Origin of the sequence: Pseudomonas glycinae, from assembly GCF_001594225.2 — a bacterium.
GTDB classification, from domain to species: domain Bacteria; phylum Pseudomonadota; class Gammaproteobacteria; order Pseudomonadales; family Pseudomonadaceae; genus Aquipseudomonas; species Aquipseudomonas glycinae.
The window spans coordinates 605,862-627,129 of sequence record NZ_CP014205.2; the positions used below are offsets into that span (position 1 = coordinate 605,862).

Sequence of the window (21,268 nt, forward strand, 5' to 3'; positions counted from 1 at the left end):
TCCTTCAATGGATAACTCCAACGCCCTGCCTCTTGGGTCGGCTGCCGTGCCGGCCAAAGCACGAACCACCGCCAGTCGCATCAAGTCGATCTTCAGCGGTTCCGTCGGCAACATGGTCGAGTGGTACGACTGGTACGTCTACGCCGCCTTCTCGCTGTACTTCGCCAAGACCTTCTTCCCCGCCGGTTCCACTACCGCCCAGTTGATGAACACCGCCGCGATTTTCGCCGTGGGCTTTCTGATGCGTCCGATCGGTGGCTGGCTGATGGGCCTGTACGCCGACAAGGTCGGCCGTAAAAAGGCGCTGATGGCTTCGGTGTACCTGATGTGCTTCGGCTCGCTGCTGATTGCCCTGAGTCCGAACTACGAGACCATCGGCATCGGCGCGCCGATCCTGCTGGTCTTTGCCCGCTTGCTGCAAGGCCTGTCGGTCGGTGGCGAGTACGGTACCTCCGCCACTTACCTGTCGGAGATGGCGACCAAGGAACGTCGCGGCTTCTTCTCCAGCTTCCAGTACGTGACCCTGATCTCCGGCCAGCTCATCGCGTTGGGCGTGTTGATCGTGCTGCAGAACATGCTGACCACCGAACAGCTGTACGCGTGGGGCTGGCGTATTCCGTTCGCCATCGGCGCGCTGTGCGCAATCGTCGCGCTGTACCTGCGTCGTGGCATGGAAGAAACCGAGTCGTTCACCAAGAAGGAAAAGTCCAAGGAAAGCGCCATGCGCACCTTGCTTCGTCATCCGAAGGAACTGCTCACCGTGGTCGGCCTGACCATGGGCGGTACGCTGGCGTTCTACACCTACACCACCTACATGCAGAAATACCTGGTGAACACCGTCGGCATGAGCATCTCCGACTCCACCACTATTTCCGCCGCCACGCTGTTCCTGTTCATGTGCCTGCAACCGATCATCGGTGGCCTGTCCGATAAAATCGGTCGTCGCCCGATCCTGATCGCCTTCGGCGTGCTCGGGACGATCTTCACCGTGCCGATCCTGATGACCCTGCACACCATCCAGACCTGGTGGGGTGCGTTCTTCCTGATCATGGCGGCGCTGATCATCGTCAGCGGCTACACCTCGATCAACGCCGTGGTAAAGGCCGAGCTGTTCCCGACCGAAATCCGTGCGCTGGGTGTCGGCCTGCCATACGCACTGACCGTGTCGATCTTCGGCGGCACCGCCGAATACATCGCGCTGTGGTTCAAGAGCATCGGCATGGAAACCGGTTACTACTGGTACGTGACCGCGTGCATCGCGGTGTCCCTGCTGGTGTACATCACCATGAAAGACACGCAGAAACATTCGCGCATCGTCACTGACTGACCGCAAAAAAACGCGCGAAGGTGCAAGACCTTCGCGCGTTTTCTTTCCTGTCCGATTTCCCGATCAGGACAACTCGGCAACGCCCTGTTTGCTGCCATAACGCTTCTGCGCATACGACGCCCCGACGATCATCACCAGCAGAATCCCCGCCAGCACCGCCGACGAACCGATGGTGCCGAAGTCCAGACCGCCCTTCTCATGGGACTTGGTCATCAAGTCACCCAGGGTTGCGCCAAACGGCCGGGTCAGCACGAACGCCACCCAGAACAGCGCCACCGGCGAAATCTTCGTGAAGTACTTGAGCAGCACGACCACGCCAATCGCCGAACCGATCAACAACGCGCCACCGGCAAAGCCCAGGCCCGAGTCGTCCGCCAGGTAATCGCCGAGCGCGGTGCCCAGGGTGTTGGAGAACAAAATCGCCATCCAGTAGAACATCTCGCCGCGAAAACTCTGCACCTTGGTGACGTTGAGCGAGTCGCCGCTCAGGCGCCATGCCGCGAAGATCGCCAGCAGGATCGCGATCAGGATCATGGAACCGGTGGCGTAACCCAGTTCCAGCGTGCGGTCCATGAAGTCCGACATGGTGGTGCCGGCGGTGCTGGTCGACAGGATCACGATCCAGTACAGCAGCGGCTTGTAGGTCTTGGACATCAGCTGCGCGATCAGCGTCAGGACAAACACGCTGATCAGAATCAGCGAGCTGATGGCATAGCCGACGTTAAGGGTCATCGACAACAAATCCCCCGCGGTTTCCCCCAGGGTCGTCGCGCAGATTTTCATGACCCAGAAGGCCAGGGTGATTTGAGGCAGTTTGTTCATCGCGGGCAACGCTCCAGTGTGTGACGGCCGGTTTTTGGCTTTATGGCCGTGGGCAGACTGGCGTTGAGCGGGTGAAAAACCGGTCGGGAATGTATGAAAAATCTGTCACACAAGCCAAAAACGGCGATTAATCACCGGTTAATGCCCCTGCCGCATCCTGCACCTACCTGATCGATGACCTGCGCGACGCTCGCTCCGACGACGGAAGCGAATTGAATGCGCCGCCCTTAATATCAATTTAATCGATTGTTTTTAGCATTATTTTGCACTTTTTAATCAACTTATTTGGCGTAGCATGAATCCCATGCGAAACACATCGCCAACGAATTTCGAATCTGGAGAACGACCATGAAAACCAAACTGATCCTCGCCCTGACCCTGTCCGTCCTGGCCGCCAACACCTTCGCCGCCGATGGCTCGGACAAAACCAAATCCGCCGACTTCATTTCCGGCGCCAGCGCTGCCATCGAAACCAGCCACACCGGCACCTACGCTGCCGACGGCTTCGACAAGACCAACGTCGGCAAAGCCGTTGCTGCTGATGGTTTCGACAAGACCGGCACTGCCAACGCTATCGCCGCCGACGGTTTCGATAAAACCGGCACCGCCAATGCCATCGCTGCCGACGGTTTCGATAAAACCGGCACCGCCAATGCCATCGCTGCCGACGGTTTCGATAAAACCGGCACTGCCGCAGCCATCAGTTGAATATCCGCACCGCCTTCACAGCCCGGCCTCGGCCGGGCTTAGTCATTTCTGGGGGATGACAATTACTTGAGTTCACACCAAACCCTGTGGGAGCTGGCTTGCCAGCGATGACATTTTTTCATTCAAAGTCATTGTCGACTGACAGGCCGCCATCGCTGGCAAGCCAGCTCCCACAAGGTTCTCACTGGGTGGAATATCGGTGTCTGGCTGGAAATATGCGTCGTGTGCTTGCACTATTGGCCACTTGATCCCGCCCTCTTCAGGACCACCCGCCATGCCCGATGACATTCATTTCTACGAACCGGCCAACGGCCACGGCCTGCCGCACGATCCGTTCAACGCCATCGTCGGCCCGCGTCCCATCGGCTGGATTTCGTCGCAGGATGCCGAGGGACGGCTGAACCTGGCGCCCTACAGTTTTTTCAACGCGTTCAACTACATTCCGCCGATCATCGGGTTCTCCAGCGTCGGTCGCAAAGACAGCCTGAACAACATCGAGCAGACCGGTGAATTCGTCTGGAACCTCGCCACCCGCCCGCTGGCCGAGCAGATGAACCAGAGCTGCGCGATGGTCGGACCGGAAGTCAACGAGTTCGAACTGGCGGGGCTGACGCCAGTGGCTTCGAACGTGATCGCCGTACCGCGCGTGGCCGAAAGCCCGGTGTCCTTCGAGTGCAAGGTCACCCAGATCATTCAGTTGCAGCGCGCCGACGGCGAGACCGTGCCGAGCTGGCTGGTGCTCGGCGAAGTGGTTGCCGTGCACATTGCCAAATGGCTGTTGAAGGACGGGATCTACGACACCGCCGCCGCCGAACCGATACTGCGGGGCGGCGGGCCGGCGGACTATTTCCAGCTGGGGCCGGAGGCGTTGTTCAAGATGTGGCGCCCGGGGGCGACGAAGTAAGCGCTTACCAGATCAGCTCGGCGTCGTCGGTGACGCCCTTGAGCTTGTCCAGTTCGTTGATCGCGGCTTCATCGGCGGCGATGGCGCCGGGAAAAACCTGATCGTTCAGCAGTTTGTGAAAGCGCGGTGCGCCGCCGTCGACCAGGGCCTTGACGGCAATCGCCGCGTGATAACCCTTGTTGCCGCCCAACTCGACGGGGACTACAGCGGAAACCGCTTCGAAGTGTTCGAACTCTTTACGTGCCATATCGCAGGTCCTGGCTCAGTCAGATAAGCCGGACATTAAACATTCAACCGGCGAGTTTGTGTATCGGCGCAGTGCATTGCCCTACGGCCTGTGCAGCCGAGACTTCCTTGAACGTGTGGAAATCCAGGCTGTTGACCACCAGGTCCTGCACCAGCTCGGCAAAGATTTCCATCGACGGGCTGCTGAAGTAAGCGGTCATCGATTGCTGGTTGCTCCAGAAACCGGAAACCAGCCACAAATCCGGATCACACTGCGAATGCTGCAAGGCGAAGCTCAGGCAACCGGGGGCGGCGCGGGACGGCTCGATCAGGGCGCTCAAGCGCATGCCGAGTTCCGCCGAGCGTCCGGCACGCGCTCGAACGAAGGCCATATGACTGACGGGAATCTGCTTGGACATGTTCAACCCTCCCAGGAAGTTGCGTGGCAGCCGGGGACGTGCTGCGACAGGATCCAAGGTTAAGGGCCGGGCACGGCTCGCCGTTAGTCGATTCCTGCCGTCGCGTTGCACAATCCTGCGAGACTGTCGTGCAGACCTGTAACAAGTCGTGAATTCCTGTCACCGTCCTGTCACACCGGTTTCGGGCAATTCTGCCGACCCGCGTCCTGCTATGGCTGGACGAGTCCACAAACCCATGCAGGATCAGGCAAGCATTTGACAGGATGTGTCTACCGCTCGCGCTTGCACAAACTTATGCTCTGCTCCCATTCCATCCCTTGCCGAGGAGGCTGTGCATGACGTCATTCGATCGTTTTCAGGCGCCGCCCGATGCCGACATGGAAAAGCAGCGCGCGGAACTGGCGGCCATCATTCGCCGCAACACGTCCGAAGATGGCAGTTATGCCACTGCCGTCGGTTCGCTGTTCATGTCACGCCACACCCAGTCCCATGACTTCGCCCCGGTGCTCGCGCAACCGGCGCTGTGCATCATGGCCCAGGGTCGCAAAGAGGTACGGCTGGCGGACGAATTCTTCAATTACGATCCGCTGAATTACCTGGTGGTGTCGGTTTCGATGCCGTTGAGCGGTCGGGTGGTGAATGTCTCGCCCGAAGAGCCGATCCTCGCCGTGCGCCTGGATATCGATCCTGCGGAAATCACCGCGCTGATCGCCGACGCCGGCCCGATGGGCGTACCGACCCGGCCGACCGGACGTGGTCTGTATGTGGAGAAGATCGACAGCGCCATGCTCGATGCGGTGCTGCGTCTGGCACGCCTGCTCGACGCGCCGAAAGACATCGCCATGCTCGCGCCGCTGATCCGTCGGGAGATTCTCTATCGTCTGCTGCGCAGTCCTCAGGGCCATCGGCTGTACGAAATCGCCATCGCCAACAGCCAGAGCCACCGCATCAGCCAGGCGATCAAATGGCTCAACGGCAACTTCGAACAGCCGCTGCGCATTGATGATCTGGCGAAGGAAGTGAACCTCAGCGTCTCGACCCTGCATCACCGTTTCAAGGCGATGACGGCGATGAGCCCGTTGCAGTATCAGAAGCAGCTGCGCCTGCAAGAGGCGCGGCGTTTGATGTTGGCTGAGGGGTTGGAGGCGTCGGCGGCCGGGTATCGGGTGGGGTATGAAAGTCCGTCGCAGTTCAGCCGCGAGTACAGCCGGTTGTTTGGCGCGCCGCCGTTGAGGGATCTGGCGCGGTTGCGCCTGACCGTCTGATCTGGATTATTGCGTCGCGGCTACTGGCCTCTTCGTCGGATCGCCGCCCGGACCAAGCCCGCTCCCACAGTGACTGGTGTCTACTACAAAGCTTGTGTACGACGAATAACCTGTGGGAGCGGGCTTGCCCGCGAAGAGGTCGGCAGAGCCAGCATCAAATCTGGATCAGGCGCCCAACACCCGACACGCCTCACTCGGCAACGTCACCGACACCGGATGCCCGATCCCCAACCCAATCCCCTGACACGGCGTACTCAGCGCCGTAAACGTCACCCCGGAACATTCCACCGTAGTCTCGATCGTCGCGCCAATATCCCGCACGAACGTCACCTTGCCCAGCAGCCGATTCCCCGCCGTGGCCTGCGGCGCCGACAGTTGCAGGTCTTCGGGGCGGATCAGCATTTTCACTTTCTGCCCGACCACGATGCTGTTGCAGATCGGCACTTGCAGGGCATCGCCGCCCGGCAGCACGACCTTGCCATCGCCAAGCGCGGTGGCCGGGAAGATATTGCCGGAGCCGATAAAGTCCGCGACGAATTCGTTGGCCGGGTGCCGGTAGATTTCAATCGGCGTACCCACCTGCTGCACCCGATGCTCGCCCAACACCACCACGATATCGGCCATGGTCATGGCCTCGCGCTGATCGTGGGTCACCATGATGGTGGTGATGTTCAGGCGTTGTTGCAGCTGACGGATTTCCACCTGCATCGACTCGCGCAACTTGGCGTCCAGCGCCGACAGCGGTTCGTCGAGCAAAAGGATTTTCGGATGCGAGGCAATCGCCCGGGCAATCGCCACCCGCTGACGCTGGCCGCCGGACAGCTTGGCCACCGGGCGATCGATCATCGGTTGCAGCTGGATCAACTCCAGCAACTCAACGACTCGCGCCTGTTGATCGGGCTTGCTCACACCGCGCAGTTTCAGCGGATAGGCGATGTTCTCGCCCACGGTCATGTGCGGAAACAGCGCCAGCGACTGGAACACCATGCCGAAGTTGCGCAGGTGCGCCGGGGTGTGGCCGATGTCCTCGCCGTCCAGGCGGATCTCGCCGCCGGTGAGGGTTTCCAGCCCGGCGATCATGCGCAGTAACGTGGTCTTGCCGCAGCCCGACGGGCCGAGGAAGCACACCAGTTTGCCCTCGGGCAAATGCAGGTTGACGTCTTTTACCGCACAGGCCGAGCCGTAGTGTTTCTCGACGTTTTCCAGAATCAGTCCAGTCATATTGCACCTCACAATCAAAAGGAAACGCCGCCCTCACCGACCAGCTTCTCCAGCGCCCAGATCAGGACGAAGTCGATCAGCACGATCAGCACGGCAAACGAGAACACGGTAGGGTCGAGCGATGACACGGTGCGGCTGTACATCCAGATCGGCACGGTCATGACATCGATGGTGTAGAGGAAATAGGTCACGGTGAATTCGTTGAACGAGACGATGAACGCCAGCAGCATCCCCGCCAGAATCCCCGACTTCATCAACGGCACCACCACGTCGACAATGGCCCGCAACGGCGAGGCGCCGAGCATCTGCGCGGCCTCTTCGACTTCGCTGCCGATGGAAAGCATGGCCGCCGTGCAGTTCTTCACCACGAACGGCAGCGCCAGAATCACGTGGGCAATCACCAGCCGCGAGGTGGTCATGTGGAACGGCAGGCTGTCGAACACCAGCAGCAAGGCCAGCCCCAGCACCACCATCGGGAACACCAGCGGCAGCGACATCAATTGCAGCGCCACGCCCTTGCCACGGAACTCGCAGCGGGTCAGCGCGTAGGCCGCCGGCACCGCGATCAGCGTGGCGAAAATCATCGTCAGGCACGACACCAGCAAACTGGTGCCCATGGCCTGGCCGAGGCTCAGCACATCGCTGGCATCCGGCGAGACGAAGGTGTGCCACGCCGCCTTGTACCACTGCAGGCTGTAGCTGCTCGGCGGGAAGTCGAGGTTCGACGCGCCGCTGAACGACATCACGATCATGGTCAGGATCGGCAACACGGCCAGGAACAAAATGATCCCGGAGAGGATGCCGGCGAACTTGCCGGTGTCGCCCGGCAACAGCGACTGACGCTTCTTGATCAGGGCACTCATTGCGAAGCCTCCAGCAGACGGCGACGGCGGCCGGTGATGTATTCGGACAAGGTCATGATGGCGAGCGTGGTGACGATCAGCACCACCCCGGCGGCGGACGCGGCGGGCCAGTTCATCAGCGGGGCGATCTGGTCATGCACCATCACCGCGAGCATCGGCACGCGCCGACCGCCGAGCAGCAACGGCACCACGAAGCTGCTGGCGTTGTAGGCGAACACCAGGGTCGCGCCGGTGATGATTCCCGGCAGACTCATCGGCAACACCACTTGGCGGAACACCTGAAAACGACTGGCGCCGAGGGTCGCGGCAGCTTCTTCGTAGCTGCGGGCGACACCGCGCATGGCGCTGGCAATCGGCAGCACAGCGAGCGGAAACGCGGTCTGCACCAGCCCCATCAGCACACCGTTCTGGTTGTACAGCAGCATGATCGGACGCTTGATCAGGCCGAGGCCCATCAGGGTCTGGTTGAGCATGCCGCCGGGGCCGAGGATCACCAGCCAGCCGTAGCTTTGCAGCAGCAGGTTGACCAGCAACGGCAACAGCACCGCCGCCAGAAAAATCCGCCGCACGAATGGCGAGGTCAGGCGCGACATGGTGTACGCCACCGGGATCGCCAGGACCACCGCGATCACCGCGCTGATCAGCGCCAGGCGCAAGGTCAGCAGCAGCGATTTGAGGTAGTAGGGTTCGAGTAGCTGGGCGTAACTGGCCAGGCTGAAACCGGACCACTCCGCACCCTTGGTGCCGACGCTCATGCGCAGCACCAGCAGGCTGGCGGCAATCAGCACGCCGAGAAACAGCATCGACGGCGTGAGGAAAAACCACGCCCGCGCCGTCGGCGAAACACCGCGCGCCGGGCACGCGTCACCCGCGCCGACCGGTTGGGTCAGGGATTGATGTTCCATAGCAATGATCTCGTCAATGGAAAAACAACTGACAGACACAGATCTCCAAACCACCGCGAGCCTTGTGGGAGCTGGCTTGCCAGCGATGACGGCCTACCTGTCGACCATCATGTCACTGACAAATTGCTATCGCTGGCAAGCCAGCTCCCACAGGTACTTCGGCGTTTGAAGAACCTGCGTCCATCACTCGATCAGGAAGAAAAGATTTCCGTGTAGCGACGAATCCACTGGTCATGCACGGTCGCCAGGAAGGCGTTGTCGTGCATGATCGCCTTCTCCGCGATCTGCTCCGGCGTGAGGATGAACGGGCTCTTGCGTGCTTCGGCGGAGATGATCGCCTTGGCGTTGACCGGGCCGTTGAAGATGTCTTCGGCCATCTTGCCCTGCACCAGCGGGTCGAGGGAGTGGTCGATGAAGGCGTAGGCCAGGTCGGTGTCGCCCGGACGGTTCTTCGGCATCACCGAGAGCATCAGGTCGGTGTAGAAACCTTCCTTCATGCCGAACGTGGCACCGAGGCCATAGTTCGGGTCGCGGATCTGCTTGGGGAAAAACGCCGGGGCGTAGAGGCCGCCCATGTCCAGGGAACCGGTGCGGAACAGCTCGGCAATCTGGTTGGGGTTTTCGCCCAGGGTCACCACGCGGTCTTTCAGCTCCGCGAGTTTCTTGAAGCCCGGCTCGATGTTGTGCTCGTCACCACCGGCCAGTTTGGCGGCGATGATGATCAGGTCCATCGCTTCGGTCCAGTTCGGCGGCGGCAGGAAAATGTTCGGTGCCAGATCGGCGTCCCACAGTGCCGCGTAACTGTCCGGCGCGGTGCTCTGGGTGCGAGTGCTGTAGACCAGACTGTTGCACCACAACAGGTAACCGATGCCGTGACCGTTGGCCCCGGTGCGGTATTTTTCCGGTACGTCCACCAGGTTGGGAATGCGGTTGAGATCGGGTTTTTCCAACAGTCCGGCAGCAGCCAGACCTTCGGCGCCGACGCCAGCCAGGGTGATGATGTCGTACTGCGGACGATCACCGCCGGCCTTGAGTTTGGCGACCATTTCCGAGGTGCTGCCAGTGCGGTCGGCAATCACTTTGGCGCCGGTCTTGGCTTCGAACGTTGCCGCGATGTTGCGCAGTGCAGCGAGGCCGGTGTCATCGGACCAGGTCAGCAGGCGCAGGGTCTTGCCGGCAAAGCGGGTGTCGCTGGCACTGGCCCGGATGAAGGGCATGCTCATGGCCGCCGCAGCCACCGAGGCCACGCCGACGGTTTTGATGAATTGACGCCTGTTCAGATCGTGCTCGCCCATTTAGGACTCCCATTTTTTTTGTAAGTATGAGACTGATCGCAACCCTTGCATCTGCCTGACCGATATGGCTCAAGCGCCCGGTTTCAAAGGGCTTGAGCGTGGTCTGCGGGTTCATCCTGAGGTCGTGCAAAACACCTGACTATCGATAAAAACTCATTGAAGCCATGACGTCGGCGCATGCCTCGTTGCGAGGCATGCGCTGACCTTTTTCGGGCATTCAGAGCGCGCGGATCACGTGCTTGGTTTCCTGAAATGCCGCCAGACCCCACGGGCCCAATTCGCGGCCGATGCTGCTCTGTTTGTAGCCGCCCCACGCCGTCTGCGGGAAGATCACCTGCGGCGCGTTGAGCCACACCAGCCCCGCCTGCAAGGCGTTGGCGACCCGATCCGCGGTCTCGGCATTGCGCGTGACGACGCTGGCGACCAGGCCGAACTGACTGTCGTTAGCGAGCGCAATTGCCTCGGCTTCCGAAGCAAAACTGCGTACGCAGATCACCGGGCCGAAGATCTCTTCACACCACAGCGCACTGTCGAGGGGCACTTCGGTGAAGATCGTCGGCTGCAAGAAATATCCGCGCGGCAGATCGGCGGGACGATTGCCGCCACAAATCAGCTTGGCACCGGCACTCAGACCACGGTCGATGTGACCGAGCACACGCTGGTACTGCGCCTGATTGACCAGCGCGCCCATCTCGACCTCAGGATCGAACGGATCGGCGACACGGATTTTTTCCGCGCGGGCCTTCAGACGAATCAGGAATTCATCGGCAATTTCATCGGCCACCAGCACTCGGCTGGTGGCCGAACACATCTGCCCGGCGTTGAAGAAACCGCCACCGCAGGCCAGTTCCACCGCCAGATCAAGGTCGGCATCTTCCAGAATCAGCAGCGAGGATTTGCCGCCCAGTTCCAGGCTCACGCCCTTCACGGTTTCAGCGGCGCGCTGCATCACCTGCACACCCACGGCGTTACTGCCGGTGAAGGAAATCTTGGCGATGCGCGGGTCCGCCGACAGCGGCGCGCCGACTGCCAGACCGGTGCCGCACACCAGGTTGAACACGCCTTTTGGCAGACCGGATTCGGCGATGATGGTCGCCAGTTCCAGCTCCGGCAGCGGTGTGACTTCCGACGGTTTGAGCACCACGCAGCAACCGGCGGCGAGAGCAGGCGCGAGCTTCCACACGGTGGTGACCATCGGGAAATTCCACGGCACGATAAGCCCGACAACACCGCACGGTTCGCGGCGCAGACGTGCGCTGAAATCGTCGCTGGGCAGCGGCACGTTGCTGTCCTGTTTCGCATCGAGGCCTTCGGCGAGTTCGGCGTAGTACTCGAACGTGGCGATCACGTCGTCGACATCGATGCCCGCCTCGAACTGCGGTTTGCCGTTGTTGCTCGACTGCAACTTCATCAGATGTTCGCGGCCGTTGCGCACGCCATTGGCGATATTGCGCAGTATCGCGGCGCGCTCGGCACCGGTGGTTTTCGACCAGTCTTTGAAAGCTTCGGTCGCTGCCGTCACCGCTTGGTTGACGGCGCTTTCGTCACCGCCGTTGACCGTGGTCAGCAGCGCTTCGGTGGCCGGGTTGATCACGCGCAGGTGTTCGCGCCCGGCGGACCATTGGCCGTTGATGTACAGGCCGTCGAGTGTGGTCGGGAAATTCATCATTGGGCCACCGCCTTCATCCATTGGGTCTGGTCGATCTCGATCAGGGTCGGGCCCTGACGATCGGTGGCGGCGCGCAGTGCACCGCGCAGATGTTCAGCGGAGCTGATCGCTTCCGCCGCGCAACCCAGGGCCTTGGCCACGCCGATGAAGTCCGGGGTGTAAATGTCGACGCCCACTGGCTCGATGGCACGGTTGACCATGTATTTCTTGATCTCTTCGTAACCCTGGTTATTCCACAGCAGGATGATCACCGGGGTGCGCGCTTCCACGGCGCTGGCCAGTTCCGGCAGGGTGAATTGCAGACCACCGTCGCCGATCAGGCACACCACCGGCGGACGCGCGCCGTGTTCGAGGTTACCGCCGAGCCATGCGCCAATCGCCGCCGGCAAGGCGTAACCGAGGGTGCCGTAACCGGTGGACGAGTTGAACCAGCGGCGCGGACGCTCCGGATTGAACGTCAGGTTGCCGGTGTACACCGGTTGCGTGGAGTCGCCGACGAACACCGCGTTCGGCAATTCGTGCAGCACGGTTTCGAGGAAACGGGTCTGGGCCAGGGTCGGGGCATCCCAGGTCGCGGCCAGGTCTTCACGCAGACGGGCGGCGCGTACCTGGCCCCAATCGTTGCGGCGCTCGGCCAGCGGTTTGTGCGACAGCGCGCTGAGCAACGCTTGTGCGGCATTGCGCGAGTCGGCCACCAGCGCCACGTGAGGCGGGTAGTTGCGCACGGTCTGGTCGGGATCGATGTCCACACGCAGCAGCTTGCCGGGGATTTCGAAACCGCCGGCGAAGGTCACGTCGTAGTCGGTTTCCGCCAGCTCGGTGCCGATCGCCAGGATCACGTCGGCATCGGCCACCAGGGCGCGGGTCGCCACCAGGCTCTGGGTCGAACCGATCAACAGCGGATGGCTGGACGGCAGCATGCCTTTGGCGTTGATGGTCAGAGCCATTGGTGCATCAAGCAGCTCAGCCAGTTCGGTGAGTTCGGCAGCGGCATCGATGGCACCGCCACCGGCGAGGATCAGCGGACGCCGGGCGCCGGCCAGCAGTTCAGTCATGCGGCTCACGGCGGCCGGCGCAGCTCCGGCGCGGTCGATGTTGACCGGCACGCTGGTCAGCAGTTCGTCGGCTTCTTCGACCAGCACGTCCAGCGGAATCTCGATGTGCACCGGACGCGGACGCCCGGCCTGGAACAGCGCAAACGCACGGGCCAGCACACCCGGCAATTCGGACGCCGACATCAGGGTGTGGGAGAACGCCGCCACGCCACCGACCAGTGCGCTCTGGTTCGGCAGTTCATGCAGCTTGCCGCGACCGCCGCCCAATTGGCTGCGCGACTGCACGCTGGAGATCACCAGCATCGGGATCGAATCGGCGTACGCCTGGCCCATGGCGGTGGTGATGTTGGTCATGCCCGGGCCGGTGATGATGAAGCACACACCCGGTTTGCCGCTGGTACGGGCGTAGCCGTCGGCCATGAAGCCGGCACCCTGCTCGTGGCGCGGCGTGACGTGGTTGATGCTCGAACGGGCCAGCCCGCGATACAGCTCCACGGTATGCACCCCGGGAATGCCGAACACCTGCTCGACCCCATAATCTTCGAGTAACTTGACCAGTACTTCGCCACACGTCGCCATGTCTTTGCCCTTCTTGTTCATTGAGGCACCGGGCTTTAAAGGAACCGGTGATTGGCCTCATTGAAACGGGCGACCCGTAGCCGCAACAATCGATAAAAGCTCATACTAGCCATGTCCTCACGTCATACCTTGGATCCACATGAAACGACTGCCTCCCCTGCCCGCCCTGCACACGTTTCTGATCACCGCGCAGTGCTGCAACTTCACCCGGGCCGCCGAGCAGTTGCACATCACCCAGGGTGCGGTGAGCCGGCAGATCGCGGGGCTTGAGGAACATCTGGGTTATGAGCTGTTCATTCGCCTGGCCCGGGGCCTGGAGCTGACGGCCGAAGGTCGCGAATGGCTGCCACGGGTACAGCAGGTGTTCAGCCTGATCGGCGACTCGGTGGAGCAGATCGGCGCCAAACGCGAAACCCTGCAACTCAAGGCGCCGAGCTGCGTGATGCGCTGGTTGTTGCCACGCCTGCTGCAATGGCAGCGCGAGCGCCCGGACGTGCCGGTGAAACTCACGGCGTCGTTGCAACACGGGGTGGATTTTCATCGCGAGCAGTTCGACGCGGCTGTGATCTACGGCAGCGCGCCCCACGATTCGCCTGCGACCCTGCATCTGTTCGATGAACAACTGACGCCGGTCTGCTCGCCGACGCTGCTCAACGGCGGGCCGGCCCTGCATACACCGGAAGATCTGCAACAGCATCTGCTGCTGCACCCGACTCACACGGATGACGACTGGACGCTCTGGCTCAAAGCCGCCGAACTGCACTTGAGCAATATCGCCAGCGGTCAGCATTTCGAGACCCTGGATCAGGCGATGTCGATGGCGTCCCACGGGACGGGGGTGGCGATCGGCGACTGGTCACTGATCGGCGACGACTTGAACGCCGGGCGACTGGTGATGCCGTTCGATCTGAAGGTGAAGACGGGATTGGGCTACTACATCGTGGCGCCGGCATCGGAGCCTTCGGCGAAGTTGCAGGAATTGATGGGGTGGTTGGTGGAGCAGGCTCATACGCGGTGAGCCCGGCCTCACTTGATGATCGTTCCCACGCACCCCTTCTTTGATCGTTCCCACGCTCCGCGTGGGAATGCAGCCCGGGACGCTCCGCGTCCCATGCCGAAGCGGACGCGGAGCGTCCAGTGAGGCATTCCCACGCAGAGCGTGGGAACGATCAATACGGTCAGTAACCGACGGTAAACCGCTGACGCGAATGCTTCGGCGTTTCCACTTCGTCGATCAGCGCAATCGCATAGTCGGCAAACGTAATCGAGCTCTGGCCTTCAGCACTCACCAGCAAGTCATCCTTGCCGACGCGGAACTTGCCGGTGCGCTCGCCTTCGAAGAACAGCGCCGACGGCGACAGGAACGTCCAGTCCAGCTCCTTCTCCTGACGCAAGGCCTCGAGAAACGCCGCGCCAGCGCTGGCCTCTGCCTTGTACTCGGCCGGGAAGCCAGCGCTGTCGATCACGCGGGTGCCGTCCGGGAGCAACAGCGAGCCGGCACCGCCGACCACCAGCAGACGTTTCACCCCGGCCTGTTTCACCGGACCGATCAGCGCGCTGGCAGGCACCGTGGCGAAATGCGCAGCGCTGATGACCACATCGTGACCGGCGACGGCGTCTTGCAGCGCGGCTGCATTCAGCACGTCGACATTCTTGTTGACCACACCGGCGCGGGCGCCGATCTTCGAGGTATCCCGGGCGATGGCGGTGACGCTGTGGCCGCGACGCAGGGCTTCTTCCAGCAATTGGCTGCCGGCACGGCCGGTGGCACCAATGATTGCGATCTTGCTCATGACATTCTCCAGTTGGCTTGAGAGTGCTGCGTTTTTCAGAATCGGGTTACCACTTCATCTCGCCCTTGGCGACTTTGGCGCTCAGCTCCAGCGAGCTTTCTTCGCCCAGTGTCGGGTAGCGTTTTTTCATCGCGGTGATCAGCGCGGCAGAGTCCTTGGCCTTGGCCGTTTCGGCATCGAATGCCTTGATGTAGTCGGCAGTGAATTTCACCGCTGCCAGCGAACGGGCGCTGTCACCCAGGTAGTGACCCGGCACCACGGTTTTCGGTTTCAGGGTTTCGATCGAGTGCAGGGTTTGCAGCCAGTCGGCGTGGGATTGCGCGGTCTGGGTGTCGGCCATCCACACGTGAATGTTCTCGGCGACAACCACACCACCCACCACAGCCTTCAACGACGGGATCCACACGAAGCTACGATCCGGTTGTTTGCCGTCCAGACCGACCACCTGCAATTTCTGCCCTTCGAGCATCAGGCTGTCGCCCTTGAGTACGCCCGGCACGATGGTTTTGGCCGGCACGTCGGCGCCCATTTTCGGACCCCAGAAAGCGAGTTTGCCGTCGACGGTTTGCTTGATGTGATCAACGGTCGGTTGCGAGGCCAGTACCTTGGCATTCGGGAAGGCCTTGGTCAGGGTGTCGAGACCGAAGTAGTAATCCGGATCACCGTGGCTGATGTAGATGGTGGTCAGTTGCTTGCCGCTGGCGCGGATCTTTTCCACCACTTGCTCGGCCTGGGACTTGCCGAACTGGGCGTCGACCAGAATCGCGTCCTTCTCACCGCTGACCAGCACCGAGGTCACCGGGAAGATAGCGTTGGTGCCTGGGTTGTAGACGTCGAGGCTCAGATTCGCAGCCGCTGCGTGGGCAGCAAAGCCGAGGGTGGCGGTGGCCAGTAAAACGCGCTTGAGGGTGGTGAAGCCGATCATGGGTTGCTCCGCTGTTCGAATGCCGTGCTTGGCGATGGGGACAGAGCTTAGTTGCCAGACTCGTTACAAAAAATGCGATGCTTGAACATAGTTTGTTTCTGAAAGCGGGCAAATCATGGATCGTCTCCAAGCAATGCGGGTATTCGTCACGGTAGTGGATCTGGGCAGCCAGTCGGCGGCGGCCGATCACCTGGACCTGTCACGGCCGGTGGTGTCGCGCTATCTGGCGGAACTGGAAGACTGGGTCGGCGCGCGCCTGATGCACCGCACCACGCGCAAGTTGAGCCTGACCGCCGCCGGCAACGAAATCCTGCCGCGCTGCCGGCAGATGCTGGAGCTGTCCGGCGACATGCAGGCCGCCGTCAGCGAACCCGCCGATGCCCCGCGAGGTTTGCTGCGGATCAGCGTCAGCACCTCGTTCGGCCAAGCGCAACTGGCCGATGCCATGGCGGCGTTCGTCAAAGCGTATCCGGGGGTGAACATCGATCTGCAAATGCTTGATCGCACCGTGAACCTGGTGGACGAGCGCATCGACCTGGCGATCCGCACCAGCAACGACCTCGACCCCAACCTGATCGCCCGGCGTCTGACGGTCTGCCGCTCGGTGGTCTGCGCCGCACCCGCCTATCTGCAGGCACATCCACAGCCGCAGCGCGTAGAAGATCTGAGCCGGCACAACTGCCTGACCCATTCCTATTTCGGCAAGAGCCTGTGGCATTTCGAGGAGGATGGCGAACCGGTCTCGGTGCCGGTGCAGGGCAATATCAGCGCCAACGAAGCCAGCACCCTGCTGCGCGCGACCCTGGCCGGCGCCGGGGTGGCGATGCTGCCGACCTATCTGGCCGGGGCACATATTCACAGCGGCGAACTGGTTCGTCTGCTGCCCCACGCCGAACCCCGGCAGATGAACATCTACGCCGTGTACGCCTCGCGCAAGCACATGCCGGCGGCGTTGCGCTGCATGCTGGACTTTCTGGTGCAGCGTTTTCCCGAAAACCCGCAATGGGATCAGCTTTAAGCTGCAAGCGGAGAGCCTGCGTCAATCTTGAAGCTTCAATCTTGAAGCTCGAAGCTTGCAGCTGCTCCCCTCTGGCCTATGCTGAAAGTAGTACCCAAGGGTATTCGTTCAGAGGTCAACGCCATGAACACCAGAACAAGAAGATACCTCGCGATTTTCATCACCTGCGCGGCCACGCTGGCGCTGTACGGCACCGCGGCGTGGCGCGTGGAGCAGTTGCGGCAACTGCCCCGTGAGTACGCGAGCTGCAACTTCGAGCGCTGCATCCCTCACAACGCCACCCTCAACGCCCTGCGGTAACACAGGACGTCAGGCGTCGTCGTTCTGCTCGGCCTTCAAGCGGTCGCGGAACGCCTTTGGCGAGATCCCCACCCGACGCCGGAACAGGCGCGTGAAGTTGGTCGGATCGGAAAATCCCAACACCTCGGACATCTCGTAAATGGTCATGCTGGTGTACGTCAGCAGACGCTTGGCTTCCAGCAATTGACGCTCGTGCATGATCTGCAACGCCGGCTGCCCCGCCAGTTCACGGCAAGTGCCGTTGAGGTGCGAGACGGAAATCCCCAGGCGATGGGCCAGGTCTTCGACCTTGACGTGCTGGCGGTAGGTCTCTTCCACCAGTTGAATGAATCCGTTGAGGTATTCGCGCTGGCGTTGCGGCCGTTGCGTGGCGTTGTGACGGCGGATCGCCTGACGGCTGACCCAGACCATGATCACGCTGACCAGCGAATGCATGAGCATTTCCCGCGCCGGTTGATGGCCGTTGTACTCGGCCTGCAACGCGGCAAACAGACTGTTGAGGTACTCCGCGTCCTTGCCCGCCGGATAACTCTCGGCCTGGGCCAGGGCCTGCACCGCGCTGCCCAGTTGCGCCTGCAAATGGTTGATCAACGGTGTGGCGAGGGTGACGACAAATCCTTCGACGTCCTCGGAAAAACGGAATCCATGCACCGATAACGGCGGCAGGATCTGGATCGCGGCTTCGTTCAGTTGCGTGCGTTGGCCTTCGATTTCAAGCTCTGCCTGACCTTTGAATACGAAGAGCAACTGGCACAAATCGGCGTGGCGGTGGGGTTTGATTTCCCATTGGTGTTCGCGGCTGCGTTTGGAAATGGTTTCACAGTGCAGCAAGTCAGGGGTCGGCCAGTCCAGGCTTTCACCGTAGAGCTTGAACACCGGAATCGAAGGCAGGTCAGGCTTGTTCATCACTTCAATCCAGGCCTCGAGGTTTGCGGGCGATAATCGCACCGATTGGCAGAATGTACAGGTATCGGCTCAGTTTTCACCTTCAATTGACAGACCCGCAAGGGAAAAATGCAAGCACTCGAATCCTGAAAATCATTCACCGGCGTTTGTCGCGTGAAGCTTGCGAGTCATAAAAACAATGAAAACGCTGAAAACCCAAGTCGCCATCATCGGCGCCGGTCCGTCCGGATTATTGCTCGGTCAACTGCTGCACAACGCCGGCATCGACACCCTGATTCTGGAACGCCAGACACCTGACTATGTGCTCGGCCGAATCCGCGCCGGCGTGCTTGAACAGGGCATGGTAGAGCTGTTGCGCGAAGCTGGCGTGGGTCAGCGGATGGACGCCGAAGGTTTGGTGCACGGTGGATTCGAACTGGCCCTCGACGGGCGCCGGATCCACATCGATCTGCAAGCCCTGACCGGTGGAAAAACCGTGATGGTCTACGGCCAGACCGAAGTCACCCGCGACCTGATGGCCGCTCGTCGGGAGACCGGTGCGCAGACAATTTACGAAGCCAGCCATGTCGTTCCCTGTGACGTGAAAAGCGACGAAGCTTATGTGACCTTCGAAAAGGACGGCGAAACCTGGCGCGTCGATTGCGACTACATCGCCGGTTGCGACGGTTTCCACGGCGTGGCCCGGCAGTCGATTCCCGAGGATTGCCTGAAAGTCTTCGAACGGGTTTATCCGTTTGGCTGGCTGGGGATTCTCGCCGACACGCCACCGATCCACGATGAACTGGTCTACGCCCGCCACGAGCGCGGCTTCGCCCTGTGCAGCATGCGCTCGGCGACTCGCACCCGTTATTACCTGCAAGTGCCCGCCGAGGAAAACGTCGACGACTGGTCGGATCAGCGCTTCTGGGATGAGCTGCGCAATCGTCTGCCGGAGGATCTGGCGCAGAAACTGGTGACCGGTCCGTCGATTGAAAAAAGCATCGCGCCGCTGCGCAGCTTTGTGGTCGAGCCGATGCAGTACGGGCGGATGTTTCTGGTGGGGGACGCGGCGCACATCGTTCCGCCGACCGGTGCCAAGGGGCTGAATCTGGCGGCCAGCGACGTCAGCACGCTGTTCAGGATTCTGCTGAAGGTTTATCGCGAAGGCCGCACCGAGTTGCTGGAGAAATACTCGCAGATCTGCCTGCGCCGGGTGTGGAAAGCCGAGCGGTTTTCCTGGTGGATGACTTCGATGTTGCACCGCTTCGACGAGCATGACGATTTCAGCCAGCGGATCTGTGCTTCGGAACTGGACTACTTTGTCAGCTCGGAGGCCGGTCAAAAAACCATTGCAGAAAATTACGTCGGGCTTCCTTATGAGGCTATCGAATAGCCTGCTACCGACTTACACTGGCGAGCATCCCCGCTCGCCTGGCGATCTGCGGGACCCTCACTGCCCGCAGGTTTTGCCCGTGACCAATCTCAACCATCCCGAAACGCCCAAACCGGCCATTCGCAGCGTGCTGGTCGCACTGATGATGGCGATCTTTCTCGGCGCGCTGGATCAAACCATCGTCGCCGTTTCCATGCCGGCCATCTCCGCCCAGTTCAAGGACGTCAGCCTGTTGGCCTGGGTGATTTCCGGCTACATGGTGGCGATGACCGTGGCGGTGCCGATCTACGGCAAGCTCGGCGATCTGTACGGGCGGCGCAAACTGATGCTGTTCGGCATGGGCCTGTTCACCCTCGCCTCGCTGTTCTGCGGCATGGCCCAGAGCATGGAGCAACTGGTGCTGGCGCGGATTTTCCAGGGCATCGGTGCCGGCGGGATGATTTCGGTAAGTCAGGCGATCATCGGCGACATCGTGCCGCCTCGCGAACGCGGGCGTTATCAGGGCTATTTTTCCAGCATGTATGCGGTGGCCAGCGTTGCCGGCCCGGTGCTCGGCGGTTACATGACCGAATACCTGTCGTGGCGCTGGGTGTTCCTGATCAACCTGCCGCTGGGTCTTGGCGCCTTCTGGGTTGCGCGACGTAACCTGATCGGCCTGCCGATTCCGCAACGCAAACCAATCATCGATTATCTCGGCACGCTGCTGATGATCATCGGCCTGACGGCGCTGTTGCTGGCGATCACTCAGGTCGGCCAGGGCCATGCGTGGCGCAGCAGCGAAGTGCTCGGCCTGTTCGCTTGCGCGGTGGCGGTACTGGCAGTGTTCGTCTGGCACGAGCGACGCGCCCGGGAGCCGTTGCTGCCGATGCACCTGTTCACCAACCGCAGTGCGCTGCTGTGCTGGTGCACGATTTTCTTTTGCAGCTTCCAGGCGATTTCCCTGATCGTGCTGATGCCGCTGCGCTTTCAGAGCGTGACCGGCGCGGGGGCCGACAGCGCTGCGTTGCACCTGCTGCCGCTGGCGATGGGTTTGCCGATCGGCGCGTATTTCGCCGGACGTCGTACTTCGATCACCGGGCGCTACAAACCGCAGATTCTGACCGGCGCGCTGCTGATGCCGATCTCGATCCTCGGCATGGCCTTCAGCCCGCCCGATGCGACGCTGCTCAGCAGCCTGTTCATGTTGCTCAGCGGGATCGCCGGCGGCATGCAGTTCCCGACCTCGCTGGTCGGTACGCAGAACTCGGTGGAGCAAAAGGATATTGGCGTCGCCACCAGCACCACCAACCTGTTCCGCTCTTTGGGCGGTGCGGTGGGTGTGGCATTGATGTCGGCGCTGTTGCTGGCGTTGTTGCAGGACTCCAGTTTCGCCCACCTGGCCGGCAGCTCGCTGATGAGCGAAGGGCACTCCGGCAACGTGCTGCTCGACGGCCTGAACGCGGCGCCCGGCAATGCGCAGAATGCCTTGCGTGCCGAACTGCTGGTGACGTTCCGGCATTTGCTGATGGTCAGCGCGGCGGTGTCGCTGCTCGGGCTGGCGGCGGCGATCGCGATGCCCAACCGGTTGTTGCGGGGCCGTGAACACGGCGCCCGCTGACTGTAGAACACCGTATGACCTGTGGGAGCGACGGTGCGACGACTCGACTTGCTCGCGATTGCGATTGATCAGTCGACATTTGCGTCACTGCTACATTGCT

At 61.5% G+C, this 21,268-nt stretch carries 21 protein-coding genes; 9 read left to right on the top strand and 12 right to left on the bottom strand.

From position 1 onward, the window contains the following. Window positions 1-7 precede the first annotated feature (7 nt). Complete coding sequence (locus AWU82_RS02755; RefSeq protein WP_064383789.1) at window positions 8-1,327, top strand: MFS transporter; 1,320 nt, start codon at window positions 8-10, stop codon at window positions 1,325-1,327. 63 nt (window positions 1,328-1,390) lie between these two features. Here the strand turns inward: AWU82_RS02755 and AWU82_RS02760 are convergent, their stop codons facing one another. Next, window positions 1,391-2,149 (bottom strand): COG4705 family protein, encoded by a 759-nt coding sequence (locus tag AWU82_RS02760; RefSeq protein ID WP_064383790.1) that lies wholly within the window; start codon window positions 2,147-2,149, stop codon window positions 1,391-1,393. 348 nt (window positions 2,150-2,497) lie between these two features. Here AWU82_RS02760 and AWU82_RS02765 point away from each other — a divergent pair, with 348 nt between their 5' ends. Continuing rightward, window positions 2,498-2,857, top strand: a complete 360-nt coding sequence (locus AWU82_RS02765; RefSeq protein WP_064383791.1) for a hypothetical protein — start codon at window positions 2,498-2,500, stop codon at window positions 2,855-2,857. A 274-nt stretch (window positions 2,858-3,131) separates the two neighbouring features. Beyond that, on the top strand, window positions 3,132-3,761 hold the full coding sequence (locus AWU82_RS02770; RefSeq protein ID WP_064383793.1) for a flavin reductase family protein: 630 nt from the start codon (window positions 3,132-3,134) through the stop codon (window positions 3,759-3,761). Between the two features lie 4 nt (window positions 3,762-3,765). On the opposite strand, the gene AWU82_RS02775 is transcribed toward AWU82_RS02770, so the two are convergent. Both AWU82_RS02775 and AWU82_RS02780 read right to left on the bottom strand, forming a co-directional pair. Further along, complete coding sequence (locus AWU82_RS02775) at window positions 3,766-4,008, bottom strand: hypothetical protein (protein WP_007960172.1); 243 nt, start codon at window positions 4,006-4,008, stop codon at window positions 3,766-3,768. 43 nt (window positions 4,009-4,051) lie between these two features. Beyond that, entirely contained in the window at window positions 4,052-4,405 is a 354-nt protein-coding gene (locus AWU82_RS02780; RefSeq protein ID WP_011335690.1) for a putative quinol monooxygenase, read from the bottom strand. A 335-nt stretch (window positions 4,406-4,740) separates the two neighbouring features. Between AWU82_RS02780 and AWU82_RS02785 the strand changes: the two genes are divergently transcribed. Beyond that, window positions 4,741-5,670, top strand: coding sequence for an AraC family transcriptional regulator (locus AWU82_RS02785; protein ID WP_064383794.1), 930 nt, complete (start codon window positions 4,741-4,743; stop codon window positions 5,668-5,670). Window positions 5,671-5,835: 165 nt separating this feature from the next. Here the strand turns inward: AWU82_RS02785 and AWU82_RS02790 are convergent, their stop codons facing one another. From AWU82_RS02790 to AWU82_RS02815, 6 genes are all read right to left on the bottom strand, one after another. After that, window positions 5,836-6,891 (bottom strand): ABC transporter ATP-binding protein, encoded by a 1,056-nt coding sequence (locus tag AWU82_RS02790; RefSeq protein WP_064383795.1) that lies wholly within the window; start codon window positions 6,889-6,891, stop codon window positions 5,836-5,838. A gap of 14 nt (window positions 6,892-6,905) precedes the next feature. Next, window positions 6,906-7,754 carry an ABC transporter permease gene (locus AWU82_RS02795; RefSeq protein ID WP_007960165.1) on the bottom strand — a complete coding sequence of 283 codons (849 nt, stop codon included), beginning with the start codon at window positions 7,752-7,754 and terminating at the stop codon, window positions 6,906-6,908. Next, window positions 7,751-8,659, bottom strand: a complete 909-nt coding sequence (locus AWU82_RS02800) for an ABC transporter permease (protein ID WP_064383796.1) — start codon at window positions 8,657-8,659, stop codon at window positions 7,751-7,753. The genes AWU82_RS02795 and AWU82_RS02800 overlap by 4 nt, the downstream gene beginning before the upstream one ends. A gap of 191 nt (window positions 8,660-8,850) precedes the next feature. Next, window positions 8,851-9,954: an extracellular solute-binding protein gene (locus AWU82_RS02805; protein WP_064383797.1), complete on the bottom strand. Its 1,104-nt coding sequence runs from the start codon at window positions 9,952-9,954 to the stop codon at window positions 8,851-8,853. Window positions 9,955-10,171: 217 nt separating this feature from the next. Continuing rightward, complete coding sequence (locus AWU82_RS02810; protein WP_170928957.1) at window positions 10,172-11,620, bottom strand: aldehyde dehydrogenase family protein; 1,449 nt, start codon at window positions 11,618-11,620, stop codon at window positions 10,172-10,174. After that, window positions 11,620-13,257: a 5-guanidino-2-oxopentanoate decarboxylase gene (locus AWU82_RS02815; RefSeq protein WP_064384161.1), complete on the bottom strand. Its 1,638-nt coding sequence runs from the start codon at window positions 13,255-13,257 to the stop codon at window positions 11,620-11,622. The genes AWU82_RS02810 and AWU82_RS02815 overlap by 1 nt, the downstream gene beginning before the upstream one ends. Before the next feature lie 139 nt (window positions 13,258-13,396). On the opposite strand from AWU82_RS02815, the gene AWU82_RS02820 reads away from it, so the two are divergent. Then, window positions 13,397-14,275 carry a LysR substrate-binding domain-containing protein gene (locus tag AWU82_RS02820; protein WP_064383799.1) on the top strand — a complete coding sequence of 293 codons (879 nt, stop codon included), beginning with the start codon at window positions 13,397-13,399 and terminating at the stop codon, window positions 14,273-14,275. Window positions 14,276-14,435: 160 nt separating this feature from the next. Here the strand turns inward: AWU82_RS02820 and AWU82_RS02825 are convergent, their stop codons facing one another. Next, window positions 14,436-15,050 (bottom strand): NAD(P)-dependent oxidoreductase, encoded by a 615-nt coding sequence (locus AWU82_RS02825; RefSeq protein WP_064383800.1) that lies wholly within the window; start codon window positions 15,048-15,050, stop codon window positions 14,436-14,438. A 46-nt stretch (window positions 15,051-15,096) separates the two neighbouring features. Further along, window positions 15,097-15,975 (bottom strand): MBL fold metallo-hydrolase, encoded by an 879-nt coding sequence (locus AWU82_RS02830; protein ID WP_064383801.1) that lies wholly within the window; start codon window positions 15,973-15,975, stop codon window positions 15,097-15,099. Between the two features lie 115 nt (window positions 15,976-16,090). On the opposite strand from AWU82_RS02830, the gene AWU82_RS02835 reads away from it, so the two are divergent. Then, entirely contained in the window at window positions 16,091-16,993 is a 903-nt protein-coding gene (locus tag AWU82_RS02835; RefSeq protein ID WP_223290670.1) for a LysR family transcriptional regulator, read from the top strand. Window positions 16,994-17,116: 123 nt separating this feature from the next. Continuing rightward, window positions 17,117-17,293: a hypothetical protein gene (locus AWU82_RS02840; protein ID WP_007953274.1), complete on the top strand. Its 177-nt coding sequence runs from the start codon at window positions 17,117-17,119 to the stop codon at window positions 17,291-17,293. 9 nt (window positions 17,294-17,302) lie between these two features. Here AWU82_RS02840 and AWU82_RS02845 read toward each other — a convergent pair whose 3' ends face one another. Then, a complete protein-coding gene (locus AWU82_RS02845) occupies window positions 17,303-18,199 on the bottom strand; it encodes a helix-turn-helix domain-containing protein (protein WP_064383803.1) in 897 nt (298 codons plus the stop codon). Window positions 18,200-18,386: 187 nt separating this feature from the next. Between AWU82_RS02845 and pobA the strand changes: the two genes are divergently transcribed. Both pobA and AWU82_RS02855 read left to right on the top strand, forming a co-directional pair. After that, entirely contained in the window at window positions 18,387-19,571 is a 1,185-nt protein-coding gene (gene pobA / locus AWU82_RS02850) for a 4-hydroxybenzoate 3-monooxygenase (RefSeq protein WP_170928960.1), read from the top strand. A 79-nt stretch (window positions 19,572-19,650) separates the two neighbouring features. Then, window positions 19,651-21,168: an MDR family MFS transporter gene (locus AWU82_RS02855; RefSeq protein ID WP_064383805.1), complete on the top strand. Its 1,518-nt coding sequence runs from the start codon at window positions 19,651-19,653 to the stop codon at window positions 21,166-21,168. Window positions 21,169-21,268 lie beyond the last annotated feature (100 nt).

Coding starts and splice junctions, on each gene's coding strand:
- AWU82_RS02755 (WP_064383789.1), top strand. CDS start 8: ATGGATAACTCCAACGCCCTGCCTCTTGGGTCGGCTGCCGTGCCGGCC.
- AWU82_RS02760 (WP_064383790.1), bottom strand. CDS start 2,149: ATGAACAAACTGCCTCAAATCACCCTGGCCTTCTGGGTCATGAAAATC.
- AWU82_RS02765 (WP_064383791.1), top strand. CDS start 2,498: ATGAAAACCAAACTGATCCTCGCCCTGACCCTGTCCGTCCTGGCCGCC.
- AWU82_RS02770 (WP_064383793.1), top strand. CDS start 3,132: ATGCCCGATGACATTCATTTCTACGAACCGGCCAACGGCCACGGCCTG.
- AWU82_RS02775 (WP_007960172.1), bottom strand. CDS start 4,008: ATGGCACGTAAAGAGTTCGAACACTTCGAAGCGGTTTCCGCTGTAGTC.
- AWU82_RS02780 (WP_011335690.1), bottom strand. CDS start 4,405: ATGTCCAAGCAGATTCCCGTCAGTCATATGGCCTTCGTTCGAGCGCGT.
- AWU82_RS02785 (WP_064383794.1), top strand. CDS start 4,741: ATGACGTCATTCGATCGTTTTCAGGCGCCGCCCGATGCCGACATGGAA.
- AWU82_RS02790 (WP_064383795.1), bottom strand. CDS start 6,891: ATGACTGGACTGATTCTGGAAAACGTCGAGAAACACTACGGCTCGGCC.
- AWU82_RS02795 (WP_007960165.1), bottom strand. CDS start 7,754: ATGAGTGCCCTGATCAAGAAGCGTCAGTCGCTGTTGCCGGGCGACACC.
- AWU82_RS02800 (WP_064383796.1), bottom strand. CDS start 8,659: ATGGAACATCAATCCCTGACCCAACCGGTCGGCGCGGGTGACGCGTGC.
- AWU82_RS02805 (WP_064383797.1), bottom strand. CDS start 9,954: ATGGGCGAGCACGATCTGAACAGGCGTCAATTCATCAAAACCGTCGGC.
- AWU82_RS02810 (WP_170928957.1), bottom strand. CDS start 11,620: ATGAATTTCCCGACCACACTCGACGGCCTGTACATCAACGGCCAATGG.
- AWU82_RS02815 (WP_064384161.1), bottom strand. CDS start 13,257: ATGGCGACGTGTGGCGAAGTACTGGTCAAGTTACTCGAAGATTATGGG.
- AWU82_RS02820 (WP_064383799.1), top strand. CDS start 13,397: ATGAAACGACTGCCTCCCCTGCCCGCCCTGCACACGTTTCTGATCACC.
- AWU82_RS02825 (WP_064383800.1), bottom strand. CDS start 15,050: ATGAGCAAGATCGCAATCATTGGTGCCACCGGCCGTGCCGGCAGCCAA.
- AWU82_RS02830 (WP_064383801.1), bottom strand. CDS start 15,975: ATGATCGGCTTCACCACCCTCAAGCGCGTTTTACTGGCCACCGCCACC.
- AWU82_RS02835 (WP_223290670.1), top strand. CDS start 16,091: ATGGATCGTCTCCAAGCAATGCGGGTATTCGTCACGGTAGTGGATCTG.
- AWU82_RS02840 (WP_007953274.1), top strand. CDS start 17,117: ATGAACACCAGAACAAGAAGATACCTCGCGATTTTCATCACCTGCGCG.
- AWU82_RS02845 (WP_064383803.1), bottom strand. CDS start 18,199: ATGAACAAGCCTGACCTGCCTTCGATTCCGGTGTTCAAGCTCTACGGT.